The organism is Bradyrhizobium sp. SZCCHNR1043 (assembly GCF_032489675.1).
Lineage (GTDB): Bacteria > Pseudomonadota > Alphaproteobacteria > Rhizobiales > Xanthobacteraceae > Bradyrhizobium.
The window spans coordinates 187,108-202,068 of sequence record NZ_JAUEYN010000004.1 but is presented as its reverse complement, the minus strand read 5'-3'; the positions used below and the strand labels follow the sequence as shown (position 1 = coordinate 202,068).

Genomic DNA, 14,961 nt, shown 5'->3' with positions numbered 1-14,961 from the left:
AGTGCGCTCGCTATCGCAGGCGCGGGACATTCGGAGGAATCGGAGGATATTGCGTCAAGGTGCGTTGGCTTCGTTCTGCAACTTCATGTAAGAAGCAAAGGTTTGGGAATGTGATGGGACGCTTTTGGCTTACGGTGTTTTTCAAGCGAACGGGCAATCGTTCGATCTTGGTCATCTTGATGAAAAGGTGATCTCAATCACGATTGGCGGCGAGGAGCACAGGATCCTGGTCGAGTTCACTGATCATTGCTTCACCGAAGAAGCCCTTCCGAACGACGACAGGCCCAAATTCGCTCCGTGCTCGCGGAAGGACGGGAGGTTCTGCGAAGAGCGATGGAAAGCCTCCCTAGACATTTGGGAGCATATCCATCTCGCTGTGCGCGGTTGGGTTTGGCTCGGGGAGCACGATCGGTGCTTGGTCGTGAAGCTGGAAGCCACCGATGACACGCCGTCGCTGCACTACGTGATTCCGTTTACGCTTGAGCGGTCAAAAGGCGACCGGCGCGCCAAATTGAAGATGCTTGTCAGAAGCGCCTTTCTTTGGGACGATCCAAGCGAACGGCCCGCGACTTTCGGCGTGGTGAAATTCAACACGCTGGTCGTATTGGCTTTGAAGGGCGCGAAGCCGCGGCGCAACTATGATCGAAACCGAAAAACGCCGTGGTAAAAAAGGAACGGCGCCTTTCGGCGCCGCGCGACATCCGAAGGATGTCTGGGGCGAAGCTCCTGACCCTTACGGGTTACCCCTCCGTTCGGAGTGGTTCTAATGGTTTCCCATCAGACGGCGCTGGCTGTCTCACGCCCTAAGACCAGCGATCTGTACGTGCATGTACCACACATACGGCCCTTCTGCAACGATCTTTCGGGGCGCCGGTTCCACGAGGAACCGTACATGTACAGTCACGACCAAAACGATGTACGGTTGCGCCGCGTCGCCTTCAAGGGGCTAGAAGCGCTCATTAATTCCGCGTTAGCTATCCACAGGCAGCAGCATTAACGATTGGTGTCCAGGCCGGGACGCGAGAACGCTTCTGGATGTTCAACCTGCCGCGACGCCTCGCGGCGCAAGGTATCCAAGGCCCTGAGGAACGGCGTGGTGTGCTGGTCTGTGTCAAAGCGCCTCACCATTTCCGCCCACCCAAGACCTTCCCCTGCATCGCACTAGGCTGGCCTGCCCGCAGCCTGTTGCGCTCGCCTATCAACCCATCCACGCGATTGAGCACCAAGCGCAGATCATCTTCCGCGACCCTCGTTGACCTGCCGGCCTTCTGAAGCGCCGCAATGTCCCGGCGCAACCGAGCGACGTTCTTACGTGCGCGCTCGATCTCGCCACGGATGCGGTCGATGTCCGCCATGGTCGAAAATCCCTTCCGGCTTGGATCGGGCCATGAGAACATAAAGAGAACGCCGAGTCGAGTCAGTTTTATCGCGCCTTCAGGCGCTTGGCTTCTCGCGCGCAGCTTTTCCGCCCGCACCCTATCTCCGCCCACCCTGCCTGTACCGCGCTGATCGGCGCAACCGCAGGCCTCACGGTCGCCGCGCTCAACTTCTCCAAGGGGGGCTAGGCCCAGGCAGCGGCGGCCCGCCATTGGCCGGCCGCCACGCTGCCGAGAGCCGCAGCTAAAGAGTACCTGTCAATTCAAGTGTCTTTTTCACGAAGCCCCGCAGCTCGGCTACTGACAACTGTTCAGCTTCAGGGTTACGTCCCTCGCCATGCATATATTTGCGCGTAAACGCATTGATGTCGTCGATTCGGGAATAATGCTGCAACAATAAGTTGGCTGGGGCGCCATTGGCGTCACGAAGCGCCGCCAGCTTGTCACCTAAACTCTTCTTCTTTGCGAGTTCTGGCACAACCCGAACCATATGCGTTTCTACTACCGGCCGAATACGCTTGACAATATCCCGCGGGTCTCCAGTCGCATGCTGGTAGAATTGCGCCAACGCTCTTTTATTCGCGGCGTCCTCCCCATCAAAATCTTTTTCAATATCCCATTCACACAACAACGTGTCTTCCATTCCACAAGCGCATAGTCCGAGTGCCTTTCGCTGCGAGTCTGGAAGCGGCTTGTCCCACATCTCTCGCAAAAATGAACCATCATGCGACAGCACAATGACTTGCCCTACATGGTCACCGCAACGAACTATCTCATTGATCGTATATGTACGCCGATTCTTATCTTGGCTGCTAAACGGATCATCGAATATAACGATTAGATTTTCTCCGTCGGCCTCCTCCGCAATTTGTGCAAGAAAGAATGCTAACGCCAATGCACTGCGATCACCGCCAGACAACGTATTTTTGAGACTTGGCTGATCAAGCGGAGTCTTGCTACTCCCCATATTCACCGTCTTGCCATTGATTACAGCGCAGAAAGTCGAGTTTGGCTCTCGCCCGGTATATTCAACCTTCAATTCTGCTATCGAAAATCCTGCGTTGAAATTATCAAGGTGCGCGTTTATTACGCGCAGATGCCGGGCAACAACAGCGCTACTATAACTCTCCAAGCTAGACCGCGCCTGCGCCTTGGCCGCTTCATGCTGCTTTTTATCTAGCGTATTCCGTTCGAACTCGTCTGCGGTCGTTTTAAGCGGCTCGCTATATCGAGCTCTGATCAGCTCAAGTCTATGAAGCTCCTCTTCTGCAGCGAGATATTCTTCTCGCGACGTCACCGCGCGCCTAAATCCAGCAATCAATTGATTAGCAATCATTAGGTTATGATTGTATGTCGCAATTGCTTCAGCAAGTTTATGCATCGATGAATGCGCGTCCAAAAAACTTTGAGTTAACACAGTCGCAACAAGCGGATTTGCGCTCTTTTCCTTCAATAGCGCAATCATCTGATCTCTGAAATTCACCACCACCTCTCGTATAGGCAGAACGCCACTTTCATCGAGATGGGGGATATCAAGATAGCGCCGCCATATAGCTAAAGTTTTTCTGTTGTTCTCCAGCTTGCTCAGGAGCAATTCGATACTCGCGTCTGCGTAGTACTTTTGTGGAAGCCCAATGTAATGCTGCAGCTCCTCACGAAATTGCATATATGCAGTATTAAAATAATCCCTGTAAGCCTCAATCAAGTTTATGCCACGGATGGACTGACCGCAAAATGGGCAAGCGTCGCGCAGATGCGGCATTCCACGCGCGATCCAATCTTGATCTCCTTCCATTTGATGGGCAGCCAAGTGCTCACGAACCTGCCGATCTGCCTCTTGTGATATCGACTCAAAGGTACGACCTAGCATCTGCTCAAGTCGCGACGGAAGCACAGGCATTTCGATGGTCTCGAATCCACCACGAAAACCAAGTGTCGCAACATCGCGAAAGCCAGCGACTTGCTTCTGCACGCTAGCAATCTTTGCTTCTAGATCTGGCTCGGGTTGCAGTGATAGAAACTCTTCGATGTCGTTCACTGCATTTTGCGCCTCTAACGTCTGCCGTAGCGTACGCAAGGCGCCGTTAATTGATTCTATGGCCTCATCCGCTTCCTCGTAAGCTTTCCGATAGGAAATACCTTCTTCCCCCAACATCAGCCTGCACAAATTCCGCCGCTGCTCGGTCGCAATTGAGTCGCCGAAATATACGTTCTCCGTGATGTATCGTTCATCGAAGATACGAATTCCACTTTCGTGGTTAGACCATACGCCGTCCTTAAACCGCGCAGTTCCACCGGAGAGAGTAATAACAACCGCAGGCGGCTTATCATATCCAAGTGTCTTCCGACCTACGATGTAGGCAGGCTCATTCAGTTGCAGCGAACGAAGGATAGAGCAGAACGTTGTCTTTCCCCGCCCATTTTCGCCGAAAATGAGAGTGTATTTTTTGAAGGTGACGTCGCCGCGAGCTGAATAGCTTTTGAAACGCCCCACCGAACCAATATGATCTATCTTCAAAATCGACATGAATGCATTCTGGCCGGCATCTGGAATGGCGTATGAGCGTGAACAACACAGCCATCCTGACAGAACAACCAGGAATTGTGAACCGAATGTATCGATTCAAGAAGATTAGTCCCTGGATGTCAGAGACGCGCAGCTCGGTACTATTGTAGGGGGCTGTTCACACTGGTTCACGAGCGCTGATGTGACAGAGTTGTGCCGCCGCCCGTCTATAGCTCTTCATGGACGCGTTCTGCAGCGGCGGCATTGCTCCTCGGCAACGTGCAATAGCTACTTTATGGCCTCACGGGCAGCGGGTTAAGTTGACCTTGCAACTTCGCTACCGCACTCGCCGTAGCGTTCTCCGCATCCCAGAGCTTGATAACGCGCGCCTCCTCCTCCCGGCGCAGCTCCGCCAAGGCGTTCTCATTCTTGTTGAGAGCTTCCTTGATCGAGGAAATGAACACGCCACCGATAAACAGCAGCACCGTCACCGCGATGGTGATTGGCTGCCATTGCGGCGTTGTCTTCGCGTCCAGCTTCTGCCCGAGCATTGCGAACCCGCTGTCAACCTTGCCCTCCAAGGAGCGCATGTCGGATTTCAGCTCTCGGACCTCGCCGCGCACCGCGGCGTGCCCTTCCTCCAATCGGGCAACGTCCGCCGCGAGCGCGGCATTATCGTGCGTCGTCATCACCATACGCCTTTCGCCAGCCGCTGGCGTTGCCGCGCCTGACATTCCCGCGTGTCGCCGATACTATCGGCCGCCTCAACCAGCGCCTTGCGCGTTCGCATCAACAGCACCTTACGGCTCTGCCCCTTGACCGGCTGCGGAATGGTCGGGTCCTTCGCCAAATCCTCGCAATCGCGAGGCAGGTTAATGGCTGGCTTTGATGGGGCCTGCAGCGCGACGAGGTTGGATGTCGCGCAACCACCGCACATCATCGTCAGACAGGTCATCGCAACCAGCCGGAGAGGCAGGCTGCGTCTTAAGCCATTGCTCATAGGTCTTTGCTTTCAGGTCATCGGCTGCGGCAGCGGCTTTCGACGCCTCTTCAAGGCGCGCCTTATCCGCCGCCGCGGCGATTGAGTTGTTCAATTGGAATTGCGAAAACGCGAGGTCTTTTTGCAGCGTCGCTATCTGCTCGCGGCTATCGGCCGAACGCCGATCGATCAGAGCGCAGAGGAGACCGAACAGGAGAAACGCAACGAGCTTGGCGGCCGGGACGTAAGGCCCGATCACCGGAAAGTAGGACAGCAGCGGCATGAAGCCGATGACCAACGCCACCGCCAAGACACAGCCGACGATGCCGAGCACCAGGTTTGAGGTTGCGAGCGACCAAAGGAAATCAGTCATCACGCAAGCACCACGGCCGCTCGCCCCACATGGCATCCGTGCGGCGGTTGTAGAGACCTTGCAGGAACTTGCCGTTCGCGTTGACGTATTTCACCATCGCGTCACAGGCTTGCTTGACGCGCCCGGCATTCAGATCAGCGGCGATAGACGTGCCGCAGACCTTCGCCGGCCCAAGGTTCACCGCAAACGACGCGATAGCGGCTTGTCGGTGCGGCGGCATGGTCGGCAGCGACGGGACGCACACCACCACCTTGTCAGCGTAGCGCTCAGCCGCTTCCTGCAACGCCTTCTGGCAATCCTCCTTGCTGTACTTGTCGCCGACCTTCAGCCAAGGCCAGTCATAGGTTGTGATGCCGCCACAGACAGTAACGACGCCCGGCGGATCGAAAGGCAAATGAACCGCAGTCAGACTCATACCCTCCCAATGCGACACCAGCGCGCCCGCAAGCACGGCGCCGGCAGCGGACAGGCCCGCTACCTTCTTAATCTTCGCCATTTCTGAATTCCTTCTGCGAGATGAAGCGGAACGCGCCGGCTGCAACGGTCGTGACAAACGACAGCAGGGCGAAGGTCCCGCGAGGTAACGGCGGGTTGTCGGCAAGCACCGAGAACGCCGCCTCAAGGCCGTCGAATAGGAACGACAGCGCGAGCAACCGGACTGACCACGCGTGACGCAGCACGCGCTCCCAATCTTCAACCAATCGGATTTTCATGGTCCCCCTCACTGAAGGTCGCGAAGAACGGCGCGCCCCAACGGCCGCACGCGGTCGCGCACGGCGTGTCCGTCATTTCCCGAAATCATCCGGATCAAGCCGCCACTCAGGCAGGCCGTGACCTCGCCGACGTGATGCGGCCACACGGCAATGAGACCCGGCCGACACGTGCTTGCCGGGCTTCCCAGCCTCGCCCATCGCGCCGCGAGATTGAGCCGCACGTCATTGAGGCCGTGACGGAGCCGCAGCCAGCAGCCACACCAGGGGATGCCGGCGCAGGCCATCGGACGTACGCCGATAGCCTCCCGATGCGCCGGGACCGCCGAGGGCATCGCCTTGTGATGCCGCTTGTGGTGATGATGGTGATGCGTGTGATGGTGCCGGGCGTGATGCACGCGCGGCCGAGCGCTGGCGGTGCTTGCGATCAGGCAAAGCACCACCATTGCGAAAAGCATTCGCATGGTCAGTCCTGTGATCTGAACGTGAGTTGAGTTAGCCGACGTTGCCCGCGCCGGCCGCTTGGCCGGCTTCCGGGGTGCCGCCTGATGATCCGCCGCCGCCATCGGTTGGCGTCCGGCCATCGGTGCCCGCGTCGCCGTCCGGCTCCTTGACCGTTAGCGACGTGACGTAACCGCCTCTGCGGCTGTACTGATGTTTTGCGCTGTCAATGCGGTAGGTGCCGTCAATACCGGGACGAGCTCCGATGATGTTGCAATTGGCTTCAGCCTTGGCGTTGGGCTCGCCGTCAATCACCACAGTGCCCCCGCCCTTTTCGCGGTCTCCGCCCTTTTTCGAAGATCCTGCGCGGTTGCCTGCCGTGTCTTCGTCATACTCGGAATATCGGTCGGTTGAGGCGCTCTGCGCCTCCTGTTGCCCCTCTACCGATTTCCTATTCCATTTGGCTTTCGCGTAGTCATACCAGCGCGTCGCGAAGCTGGAGAACTGCGGCCGGCCGCGCGCCGGGGTCAGGTCCCATTCGATGAGGTTCCTGCCCCATTGTGCCGTGATCGTCGTCAGCGCGGCGCCTCCGGCGCCAATGCCTTCATTGCGAGGCACCAAGATGGCTTGGTTGTTCCTGATCTTGAACATTCCGCCGACCTCGCGGGCGATCTTGTCGCCGAACGCGATGAAGCTTTGCCCGTTCATGCCCCACCAATCGCGCTTGATCGAGGCCAGCGACGGATGCACCTGCACTGAGACGCCGGCATAGCCGCCGGCATCCTGCAAGACGTCGCCGAGCGTGCTATCGTCCCAGTGCTTTTCCCGATGCTCCTTGATCTTGCTGTCCGTATCGGCAGACTTGGCGCTGATCGAGAGCATTCGGCCCTGCGACCGCCCGCCCGTCGATCGCACCTCCTCAATCTTGCCATCGAACACGACCCCGAGCGTGCCGCCCTCCCAGCCAAGTGCAATTTGCAGCGGGTCATTTTTTGACGGCAGCAGGATCACACCGCCCTTGTCCGACAGCACGATTGCCGCCGTGTCCGCCGTCTGCCCCGCCGAGTCGGTCACTTGAATTTCGGTCAGCAGCCTATTGAAGGCAGAGCTAGCCGGTCGGCCGCCAACCGTCACCATGAAGGCGGCCTTGCGTCTTACAGCCATGTCGTCAATCCCAAAGCGAGATGACCTTCGTTGCCGTCGCCTCCGGAGGTCGCGGCACCACGACAACCACTCTCGTGCCGACAGCCATCACCACGCCTTGACGCGGCAGCGTCGGGTTTCGGTCCAGCGTCTGCTCAACGAGCCCGGGGGCCTCGCGCCGGTAGTGTTGCCAGAGGACAAGGTCCAGCGTCATGCCCTCGCGGGTCACGACCAATGTTTCAGTTGCTGCGGCCATGCGTCACCCGAACAGCGTGAAGAGCGAGGCGACGTAATCAGCCGGGTCCGGCGGATCATCCTTCACAAGCTCAATCTCAACGTCGATCATGCGCCCGACGCCCTGCCCGTCCAGATGGGTCGACGTCTCGCTTACGTGCGTGATCAGATACCAGCCGAGTGGGACGCCATCGCCGCGCAGGAGAAATTGAGGCGCGCCGCTTTCCCGGAGCGCGCCGAGCATATCGAGCGAGTCCAGCCCGCCGAGTTTGTGCGGAAACAGCTTGCCCACCATCTTGATGATTTCCTCGCCGTCACCGACAAACTCATGACCGCGACGCGACCCGAGCAAGTCCTTTGGCGCGAAGTCGGCCGCGTGGTCGCGGCCGAACTGATGCGTATTGAAGGGCGCCACCTCGAAATCGAGCGGCCCGAGTGCGTACAGCATTATGCGAACTCATGGTCATGGAGGCTGCCGAGCATGTGATCATCCGTCAGCGCGCCGAGATGCATCGACGCGTCATAGGCGCTCTGTTTCTTGCTCTTGCGGCCTGATGGTGCCGTTGCCGGCGCGGGGCCGGAGCTTGCCGGTACGCCGCCAATCTGCGGCGTCACCGTTGGCGATGCGCTGAAGCTCAAACTATTCAGCGCCTTCGCCACAAAGGCGTTGATGTCGTCCTCCGCGCCCTTGAGCTGGCCTTGCAGGTTCTCGCGGAAGCTGGAGCCGGTTTTCTCGCCGGCCGCCGCGGCCTCGGTGCCCTGCTGATCGCCGAACATGCCGAAATTGAAAGTGTTTGGGTTCTCCGATCGCCGCTTGTCACGCTCCGCGGCCTCCGCGTCTCTGCGCGCCTTTTCCACCTTGTCCGCGTCATCGGGGCTGAATGTCAGGCCCTCGCCCGGATAGCCGGTCGATGCCTTGTCTTCATAGGCCTTCTTGTCCTCCGGCTTGACCTTCTGCCACCAATCGCCTTTGAAGTAGTCCGCGAGCGTCGCCAGGGCGGAAGCCAAACCATTGAGGCCGTTGGTGATGATGGTGACGTTTTCGAAGATGTTCGTTGCAAGGTTCTTCGATTGCTCAACCACGGCCGCCCAAGCCTGATAAGGGTCATTCCGCGTCGTCTGTTGCGCCGCTTCCATACCCTTCGCTTTCTGCAGGTTCAGCTTGTCCTTTTCGATGACGCCCTGATTGGCGAGGAGCGAGGCGAAATACTCGCCCGCGTTCCGATTGCTGAAATGCGTCGTCAGAAAGTCAACCGCCTTGTTGCGCTCCGCCGAACCGGCATCAGTTTCCAGCTTCATGCCCGCCGCTTCCATCTTGGGCTTGAGAAACTTTGTCGCCCATTCGTAGGGATTGCGGATAAACAGCTCCTTTTCCTTCAGCTCATCGCCCTTGCCGAGCACGCCGAAATCGTGAAGCCGTTTTTTTGCCGCATCCGTTTGGCGCTTGCCGATCAGCGAGCTAAACGTAGTCGCCTGCGCCGTACCGAACTGGTCCGCGCCCTCATGCTGGATCATCGTCGGCGCAACCAGCGCAAGGTATTCCTCATCAAGACCGAGCTTTGACGATTTCGAGCGCTGCAGATAGGTACGGAAGTCCTCGCCGCTCAACGTCTCGCCGTAGAGGTTTTTCGCCTTCACGAAGGCGTTGAGCATGCGCCCGAACTTGTCAGGCGAACCGGCATAACCCGCGCCCTCCAAGCCCTTTGTCAGCTGCTCAAGGTCGTGTTGGCCGCCTTCGGCGCCGCCGGGGCCGGACGACAGCACGCTTTGCGCCTGCACGATCTGCTCGGCAAATTCCAAGGCATGATGCTGGTCGCCGAGCGTGCCGCGCAGCTTGCGGATATGCTCCATTGCGGTCTGCTGTCCGACGTTCTTGTATTTCATGGACAGCTCATGCGCCTTCGCAGAAGCCTCCGCGATCTCCTCCGGCGTCATGCCCGACAGCGCGCCGCGCCATTTCTCCCGCTGCCAATCCGCCTCGTTGTGGACCGTGAATTTGCCGAGCCTATAGGCGGCATAGCCCGCCCCGATGGTCGGCAGCGCGCCGCGAGCCAGGCCAAGCAGGCCCGCGATATTGCCCTGTCCGCCCCCCGCCGACGCGCCGGAACCGTTTCCGCCTCCGCCGGAGCCGCCCCCGCCGCCGAGCTTCCTTGCCTCTTTCTCAACCCGGCGCAGATGCCCGAGCGTGTCCTTTTCCCAAACATCAAGCTTGGGCAGGTTGTCTAGGAGCGTCTTGCCCTTGCCGAGCGTCGAATAGAAATCCTTGAAGGTGCGCTCCAGCTCCTTCACCTTGTCAGCCGACAGGCCGAGCTTGCCGATATCGGCCGCGAACCCCTTTGACCAACCGATGGCCGCGTTGTTGGACGCGGCCTTGTTTATGTCCTGGATTGACTTGGCGACCTTTTCGGCGCCGCCGGCAGATTTGCCCACCTGCGCGACGGTTTGCTCAACCTGCTTGAGCGATGCGGCCGCGCCCTTTGCCGGGCCGCTGATGCCGTCTACAAGCTTGATGATCAAGCTCGATACGAGATTTGCCATCGGCTATCCCATCTTTCGTATTTCGACCGCCTGCTGAAACCAGCCGATCAATTCGAGCCAATCCATTGCGAGCAGCCGGTCAATGGGCGTGTGAAGCCAATGGGCCGTGAAGCTCACATAGAAACGAACAGCGAGCGGATTTATCCGCTCGCCGGTCGCATCGAGCGGGGCAAAAAATCCATCACCGTCTTGCTCACGGTGGCCGCGTCGTCAGCGTCCAGCGCGTCAATCACCTCCGCTGGGCAATTGAACATCGGCAACCGCCGCGTCTCCTCCGGCTGCGCGAAGAACGCCGACACTTCCGCACCGGTCATGCGCCTCACGGTGACGTCGGTATAAATCTCGCCGTCGTATTCGAGCGGCCATTCAAGCGGGATGGTCTTGGTGCGGCCGTCAACAAAGCTCGGCGCCACCGGAGCGGCTTGGGTCTCAACTTCGTCAGTCATGGGTGATGGTCCGTGAATTTTCGGATGGGACAGCGCGTGCAGTAGACGGCCTGTTAAGCCGTCCCGATGCGGAGGATGGTGTTTTCGTCGGCATTCTGGTCAATACCGTCGATGCGCCACACGTTCGTGAAGAAATCCCAGGCGATCTTTTCCTTGTTGTCGAACCAAAGCTGATAGCTCACGATTTCGTTGAGCGCATAGTCGCAGCCGGCCAACTGCCCGCGCTGGAATGCGTCCTGACTGATCCGGCCGAGCCGGGCTTCAATGATCGCCTTGCTCTCGATCGCGCGCCCGGTGCGTTTGTCAACGATCACGCCATAGGACGTGTAGACGTTGCGCTGCTTGCTCCCGAGGCCGAACTGAGACAACAGGTCGGGGTCGAAGCCCTTCAGCTTGAAGCCGGCCTCCAGCTTCTTGATGCCGAGCGAGAATTCAACGCCAATCAGCGCGCCGCCGGGCGTGTGCTCGCCGTAATTCTCCTCCAGCGACGGCAGGCGCATTTCCTCAAGCGTGAGGTGCTTGGACTTGGTCGGGTCGTCGTCGCCGCAAAACAGGTTGGCCGCGGTCTGGACGTAGACGGTATTCGCCATGTGGCGTGATCCTTATTGGTGTTCCGGAATGAGGAAGCGCCCCGCCGCGATCGGCGAGGCGCAGGCCGATCAGCCCGTCAAGTCGTTGGTGTCGGCCGCAAGATCGGCGATCAGGATTTCCAACGCGTGCTCGTAACGGCGTGAGTCGATGTCGATCCGGCGCAGGACGGGCGGCTCCTCTGCCTGGAAGTAGAAACGCAGCTTTCCGAGGCGCAGGTTCTCCGGCGAATTCTTGTTCGGCTCGAAACCGACCTTGAAGCCGAGAATGTCATCGGTCGCGACAAGATCGCGCAGGAAGCGCGAGGCCGTGTTGAGCAGCGCCTGCACGGTTTGGCGCGTGATGTTGTTCCCGCCGAGATACAGCCGCAGCGTTTTCAGCAAACCGAGGTGGATGTAATCCCGCATGCGGGTGACGCTGTAGAACTGCCACAGCGGGTCCGTACCCGCGTTGTCCGTTCCCACGAACACAAAACCGCTGTCCGCGATGGCGGTTTCCACGCCCAATTCGCCGCGCAGCAGGACGCCGACATTGGCGCTCAAGATGTCCTGCCCCTCTGTCGCACCGTCCGTGAGCGAGAACGGCACGAAGCGGTTAGGGCCAAGGATGCCTTGCACCGCCTGGTTGGCGAAGGACTTCCCCGGAACGCCCCGGTTCTCGTAATCCCGGCGCACGCCGATGCCGAGCACCGCGCCGACGCCCGGAGCCGATACAGCCTCGGTGCCCGCCTGAATGCGTACCCACGCATCGATTGGAACGAGCCGGCTGGAATTCATCGTCTCGCGCCACGCCTTGATTGCCGTGGCGTTGGTGCCCGGGCCTTCCACGACCGCGTGACCGATGAGCTTGTCCAAGATGCCCGGCAGAGCAACACAGATGGGGTTTGCGTCGGTGCCGTTGCGCTGATGGGTATAGCCCGGGACGCCAATGAGGCGGGGGATGACGCCCAGCTCGGGGCCGGCGAGCAGGAAGGCGTAAAGGCCGCTCCGATCGGCCTCAACGCCGAGAATGTTGGCGATGGTCTCCGCCTCGGTCTTGCCTTCCTCGGTGCGAACGATGACGGTCTTGGCGGCAACCTCGTAATCGGCCAACTGGTCGTTGAGCAGCGAAAGCTGTTCCTGAAGATCCCCGGCGCCCAGCGCCGTCAGCATGGCGGGGTCGGAGGACGCCATATAGACCGGCGTATCAAGCGGGAAGATGAGCGGGTCCGCCGCGGGCGCGGGACCGATAAGCCCCACCACAGAAAGGTCAGATGCGACTACCGGCCTCGGGTCGGTATTGTCGCGGGTAATGGTAATGCCAAAAACCGGATCGGTCATTTCGTCTCCAAAGAAAAAGGCCGCCCGAACGGACGGCCTTCAAAGGGGTCAGTTGTTGTGTGGTGTTCGGCTATGCCGTGAGGGCATGTGCCCGGATGATCAGTTGGTCGACCTGATCGCTCGTCAGGTTGAGTACAGCGATGACGCCTTGCACCAACGGGTCAGTTCGCTTGATTGAGGTCGCGAGGTCCCATTCCTCCTGCGTCTTGGGATCGGCAGCGATTGCAGCCTTGACCGTGCCCCATTGTCCAAGCTCATCAAAGGACCGCTTGAGCCCGAGCTTGGTCACCGAGTCCGGAATCATTACCGGAGGAGCCGGAGCATCGACGAGCGTATTCGTCGAGGGATCATACATCTTCCCGCCAAAGAGGCTTTGCGGGTCCGGGGCGTTCGGGTCCGTGAAGTCTATGGCGTCAAACAGCTCGACCACCCGGCAGCCATCCGGCAGCAGGCGCGATTGCTCAACCGTCGCGACGCTCACAATCCAATGCCCGCCGCTCATCTGGCGGCACACGGCCTTGACGCTTACGGCATCGAGACTGCCACCTCGCAGATAGTCGTACCAATCGACGCCGCTGACGTCGTTCCTGATGAAGATCGCTCCGACGAACAGCCCCGCCGGGAAGCCATCCGGCATCGTGTCGGGCTGATATCGCGACCACGTGCCATGATCAAAGACATTCATGTCAACTCCATGCGAAACCGACCCAACCAACGCTGGGGATGTAGTACTGAAGCGCCCGGAGGCGATAATGTATGGAGTTTTCACCTGTCCACGTACTAACGCCAGACCAACACGTTGTCACGCAGGCTGACCCGCTCTCTGCGCTCCCCGACCGCGCTGTGTCAATGTCGCCAACAAAGACATAGCGCGCTTGAGTCGCTCCCAGCTCGTTATAAGCCGCGTACCGCTGCCCGTTTGGCGATATCAGCCAATTGGGCGACACCATGTTGCTCCCATCAAAGCCGATGTAGTTGCTGCCCGTTCCGAAGAATACATAACCCGTGTTTGTGTTCGGTCGCGTGAGCCGGGCATCACCATTGACTTGCGCGCTCCCGAACGTGCCAGCTCCGCTGACCGACAGCGAGCCGGTGAGCGAAAGAGCCCCGGCTGCCGTGAGCTTCAGCACCGCCGCTCCGGCATGCGTGAGGCCCCAATTTCCCGCCCCATCGTCCAGCGCGAAGCCCCATCCGTCCGTACCGCCGTGCCCCGAGGTGACCAGGATTGGGGTTCCGGCCGGGGTATCAAAGTTGAGGTTGCCGGTCATCGTGTCGCCGGCCTTGTTGAAGGCCTTAGACTTCACATCATCGACGTTCGCATGCACAAACGCCGTGGTCGCGATGGTGTCGTCCGACGTGCCCGTTTCTGGGGTCGGCGCTTTTGGCGCCCCCGTGAAGGTCGGCGAGACCAGTAGCGAGGAAAGCGCAGCACGAATGGCCGCCATATTCGCTATCTGCTCATCTGGAGCATTCGCGCCGGGCGTCGGGGCAATCGGGAAATCACTGGCAAACATCGCTGCCAACTTGGCCTTGAGCACGGCATCCACGAATACGCGCGCCGCGGTCTCAACCACAAGGTTGGCCGTGATGCCGCCGTGTTCGATGGTCGAAAGATAGCCGCTGATTTCGTCAAGCTGATCCTGCGAGGTTTTGGTGAACCTGTTGACGGTCTCGGTCCCGGCATTGATCAGCGCATCGATCGCCGAAACGCGAGTCTGCGCATCCAGCGCGACCGGAGACACCAAATCCTCGATCACCTGCAGGCCGCGCGCGAGCAGCGAGTTCGCCAATTGCGTCTGCACGTCCTCCTTTTCGAAGAGCGCGGCGAGGTCGGCCGCAATCTGCCTGATCAGCCGGTCCCAGGCCGCGCCGCCCAAGACCTTCATTTGGCTGCTCAGGAAGGGTGTGTAATCGCTCATCTGTCCCCCTTGAACGAAATCGGCCGGAGCACCAGGCCCCGGCCGATCGTGTCAGGCCTTCGCGTAGCCGGTGACGATGGTGCCGTCAGAAGCGAGCACCGATGACAGGATGTCACCGCGCAGGAGGACGCGAGGCCCGGGATGCACCTTCGCGCGCCCGACGCGAATTGAGGTCCGGAGGTTCACCCGATATTGCGCCTCCGGATCGATAGCCGCGGGCGCTGATGCGTTCTCCGCCACCGGAGCAGCGTTCGGCGCCGGCGCAACGGATGACGCCTGTGTGGCCGTCTCTGCCGTATTGGTCGCCGTTGTAACGTACGACACAACGGGAACGATGGTCGCCGTGGAAACCGGGGCCTGCGCGCCGGTCGTGCTGGTGTCTGCCATGT

Annotated in this window: 19 protein-coding genes; 1 reads left to right on the top strand and 18 read right to left on the bottom strand. The window is 59.7% G+C overall.

What is annotated here, in order from left to right; translation table 11 throughout:
* The first annotated feature begins 124 nt into the window (after positions 1-124).
* Positions 125-667, top strand: a complete 543-nt coding sequence (locus tag QX039_RS08590; RefSeq protein WP_315773032.1) for a hypothetical protein — start codon at positions 125-127, stop codon at positions 665-667.
* 454 nt (positions 668-1,121) lie between these two features.
* Here the strand turns inward: QX039_RS08590 and QX039_RS08585 are convergent, their stop codons facing one another.
* From QX039_RS08585 to QX039_RS08500, 18 genes are all read right to left on the bottom strand, one after another.
* Positions 1,122-1,355 carry a hypothetical protein gene (locus QX039_RS08585; RefSeq protein WP_315773030.1) on the bottom strand — a complete coding sequence of 78 codons (234 nt, stop codon included), beginning with the start codon at positions 1,353-1,355 and terminating at the stop codon, positions 1,122-1,124.
* A 265-nt stretch (positions 1,356-1,620) separates the two neighbouring features.
* The gene (locus tag QX039_RS08580) at positions 1,621-3,903 is read right to left on the bottom strand and encodes an AAA family ATPase (protein WP_315773029.1); all 2,283 of its coding nucleotides are present in this window, start codon (positions 3,901-3,903) and stop codon (positions 1,621-1,623) included.
* A 272-nt stretch (positions 3,904-4,175) separates the two neighbouring features.
* Positions 4,176-4,571, bottom strand: coding sequence for a hypothetical protein (locus tag QX039_RS08575; RefSeq protein WP_315773028.1), 396 nt, complete (start codon positions 4,569-4,571; stop codon positions 4,176-4,178).
* Positions 4,571-4,732, bottom strand: a complete 162-nt coding sequence (locus QX039_RS08570; RefSeq protein WP_315773026.1) for a hypothetical protein — start codon at positions 4,730-4,732, stop codon at positions 4,571-4,573. The genes QX039_RS08575 and QX039_RS08570 overlap by 1 nt, the downstream gene beginning before the upstream one ends.
* A gap of 22 nt (positions 4,733-4,754) precedes the next feature.
* Entirely contained in the window at positions 4,755-5,234 is a 480-nt protein-coding gene (locus QX039_RS08565; protein WP_315773024.1) for a hypothetical protein, read from the bottom strand.
* Entirely contained in the window at positions 5,227-5,730 is a 504-nt protein-coding gene (locus QX039_RS08560; RefSeq protein ID WP_315773022.1) for a lysozyme, read from the bottom strand. Before QX039_RS08560 ends, QX039_RS08565 begins: the two co-directional genes overlap by 8 nt.
* Complete coding sequence (locus QX039_RS08555; RefSeq protein WP_315773020.1) at positions 5,717-5,947, bottom strand: hypothetical protein; 231 nt, start codon at positions 5,945-5,947, stop codon at positions 5,717-5,719. Before QX039_RS08555 ends, QX039_RS08560 begins: the two co-directional genes overlap by 14 nt.
* An 8-nt stretch (positions 5,948-5,955) precedes the next feature.
* Positions 5,956-6,408, bottom strand: a complete 453-nt coding sequence (locus tag QX039_RS08550) for a hypothetical protein (protein ID WP_315773018.1) — start codon at positions 6,406-6,408, stop codon at positions 5,956-5,958.
* Positions 6,409-6,439: 31 nt separating this feature from the next.
* The gene (locus tag QX039_RS08545; RefSeq protein WP_315773016.1) at positions 6,440-7,549 is read right to left on the bottom strand and encodes a late control protein; all 1,110 of its coding nucleotides are present in this window, start codon (positions 7,547-7,549) and stop codon (positions 6,440-6,442) included.
* A gap of 4 nt (positions 7,550-7,553) precedes the next feature.
* Entirely contained in the window at positions 7,554-7,784 is a 231-nt protein-coding gene (locus QX039_RS08540; RefSeq protein ID WP_315773014.1) for a tail protein X, read from the bottom strand.
* 3 nt (positions 7,785-7,787) lie between these two features.
* Positions 7,788-8,210 (bottom strand): phage tail protein, encoded by a 423-nt coding sequence (locus QX039_RS08535; protein ID WP_315773012.1) that lies wholly within the window; start codon positions 8,208-8,210, stop codon positions 7,788-7,790.
* Positions 8,210-10,300 (bottom strand): hypothetical protein, encoded by a 2,091-nt coding sequence (locus QX039_RS08530; protein WP_315773010.1) that lies wholly within the window; start codon positions 10,298-10,300, stop codon positions 8,210-8,212. Before QX039_RS08530 ends, QX039_RS08535 begins: the two co-directional genes overlap by 1 nt.
* 140 nt (positions 10,301-10,440) lie before the next feature.
* Positions 10,441-10,746, bottom strand: a complete 306-nt coding sequence (locus QX039_RS08525) for a hypothetical protein (RefSeq protein ID WP_315773008.1) — start codon at positions 10,744-10,746, stop codon at positions 10,441-10,443.
* A 53-nt stretch (positions 10,747-10,799) separates the two neighbouring features.
* A complete protein-coding gene (locus QX039_RS08520) occupies positions 10,800-11,336 on the bottom strand; it encodes a phage major tail tube protein (protein ID WP_315773007.1) in 537 nt (178 codons plus the stop codon).
* A 69-nt stretch (positions 11,337-11,405) separates the two neighbouring features.
* Positions 11,406-12,653 (bottom strand): phage tail protein, encoded by a 1,248-nt coding sequence (locus tag QX039_RS08515; RefSeq protein ID WP_315773005.1) that lies wholly within the window; start codon positions 12,651-12,653, stop codon positions 11,406-11,408.
* 70 nt (positions 12,654-12,723) lie between these two features.
* A complete protein-coding gene (locus tag QX039_RS08510; RefSeq protein WP_315773003.1) occupies positions 12,724-13,338 on the bottom strand; it encodes a hypothetical protein in 615 nt (204 codons plus the stop codon).
* A 1-nt stretch (position 13,339) separates the two neighbouring features.
* Positions 13,340-14,572, bottom strand: coding sequence for a hypothetical protein (locus tag QX039_RS08505; protein WP_315773002.1), 1,233 nt, complete (start codon positions 14,570-14,572; stop codon positions 13,340-13,342).
* Positions 14,573-14,623: 51 nt separating this feature from the next.
* On the bottom strand, positions 14,624-14,959 hold the full coding sequence (locus tag QX039_RS08500; protein ID WP_315773000.1) for a hypothetical protein: 336 nt from the start codon (positions 14,957-14,959) through the stop codon (positions 14,624-14,626).
* Positions 14,960-14,961: the final 2 nt, after the last annotated feature.

Coding starts and splice junctions, on each gene's coding strand:
- QX039_RS08515 (WP_315773005.1), bottom strand. CDS start 12,653: ATGACCGATCCGGTTTTTGGCATTACCATTACCCGCGACAATACCGAC.
- QX039_RS08520 (WP_315773007.1), bottom strand. CDS start 11,336: ATGGCGAATACCGTCTACGTCCAGACCGCGGCCAACCTGTTTTGCGGC.
- QX039_RS08510 (WP_315773003.1), bottom strand. CDS start 13,338: ATGAATGTCTTTGATCATGGCACGTGGTCGCGATATCAGCCCGACACG.
- QX039_RS08545 (WP_315773016.1), bottom strand. CDS start 7,549: ATGGCTGTAAGACGCAAGGCCGCCTTCATGGTGACGGTTGGCGGCCGA.
- QX039_RS08500 (WP_315773000.1), bottom strand. CDS start 14,959: ATGGCAGACACCAGCACGACCGGCGCGCAGGCCCCGGTTTCCACGGCG.
- QX039_RS08575 (WP_315773028.1), bottom strand. CDS start 4,571: ATGACGACGCACGATAATGCCGCGCTCGCGGCGGACGTTGCCCGATTG.
- QX039_RS08550 (WP_315773018.1), bottom strand. CDS start 6,408: ATGCGAATGCTTTTCGCAATGGTGGTGCTTTGCCTGATCGCAAGCACC.
- QX039_RS08530 (WP_315773010.1), bottom strand. CDS start 10,300: ATGGCAAATCTCGTATCGAGCTTGATCATCAAGCTTGTAGACGGCATC.
- QX039_RS08505 (WP_315773002.1), bottom strand. CDS start 14,572: ATGAGCGATTACACACCCTTCCTGAGCAGCCAAATGAAGGTCTTGGGC.
- QX039_RS08555 (WP_315773020.1), bottom strand. CDS start 5,947: ATGAAAATCCGATTGGTTGAAGATTGGGAGCGCGTGCTGCGTCACGCG.
- QX039_RS08580 (WP_315773029.1), bottom strand. CDS start 3,903: ATGTCGATTTTGAAGATAGATCATATTGGTTCGGTGGGGCGTTTCAAA.
- QX039_RS08525 (WP_315773008.1), bottom strand. CDS start 10,746: ATGACTGACGAAGTTGAGACCCAAGCCGCTCCGGTGGCGCCGAGCTTT.
- QX039_RS08540 (WP_315773014.1), bottom strand. CDS start 7,784: ATGGCCGCAGCAACTGAAACATTGGTCGTGACCCGCGAGGGCATGACG.
- QX039_RS08585 (WP_315773030.1), bottom strand. CDS start 1,355: ATGGCGGACATCGACCGCATCCGTGGCGAGATCGAGCGCGCACGTAAG.
- QX039_RS08535 (WP_315773012.1), bottom strand. CDS start 8,210: ATGCTGTACGCACTCGGGCCGCTCGATTTCGAGGTGGCGCCCTTCAAT.
- QX039_RS08565 (WP_315773024.1), bottom strand. CDS start 5,234: ATGACTGATTTCCTTTGGTCGCTCGCAACCTCAAACCTGGTGCTCGGC.
- QX039_RS08560 (WP_315773022.1), bottom strand. CDS start 5,730: ATGGCGAAGATTAAGAAGGTAGCGGGCCTGTCCGCTGCCGGCGCCGTG.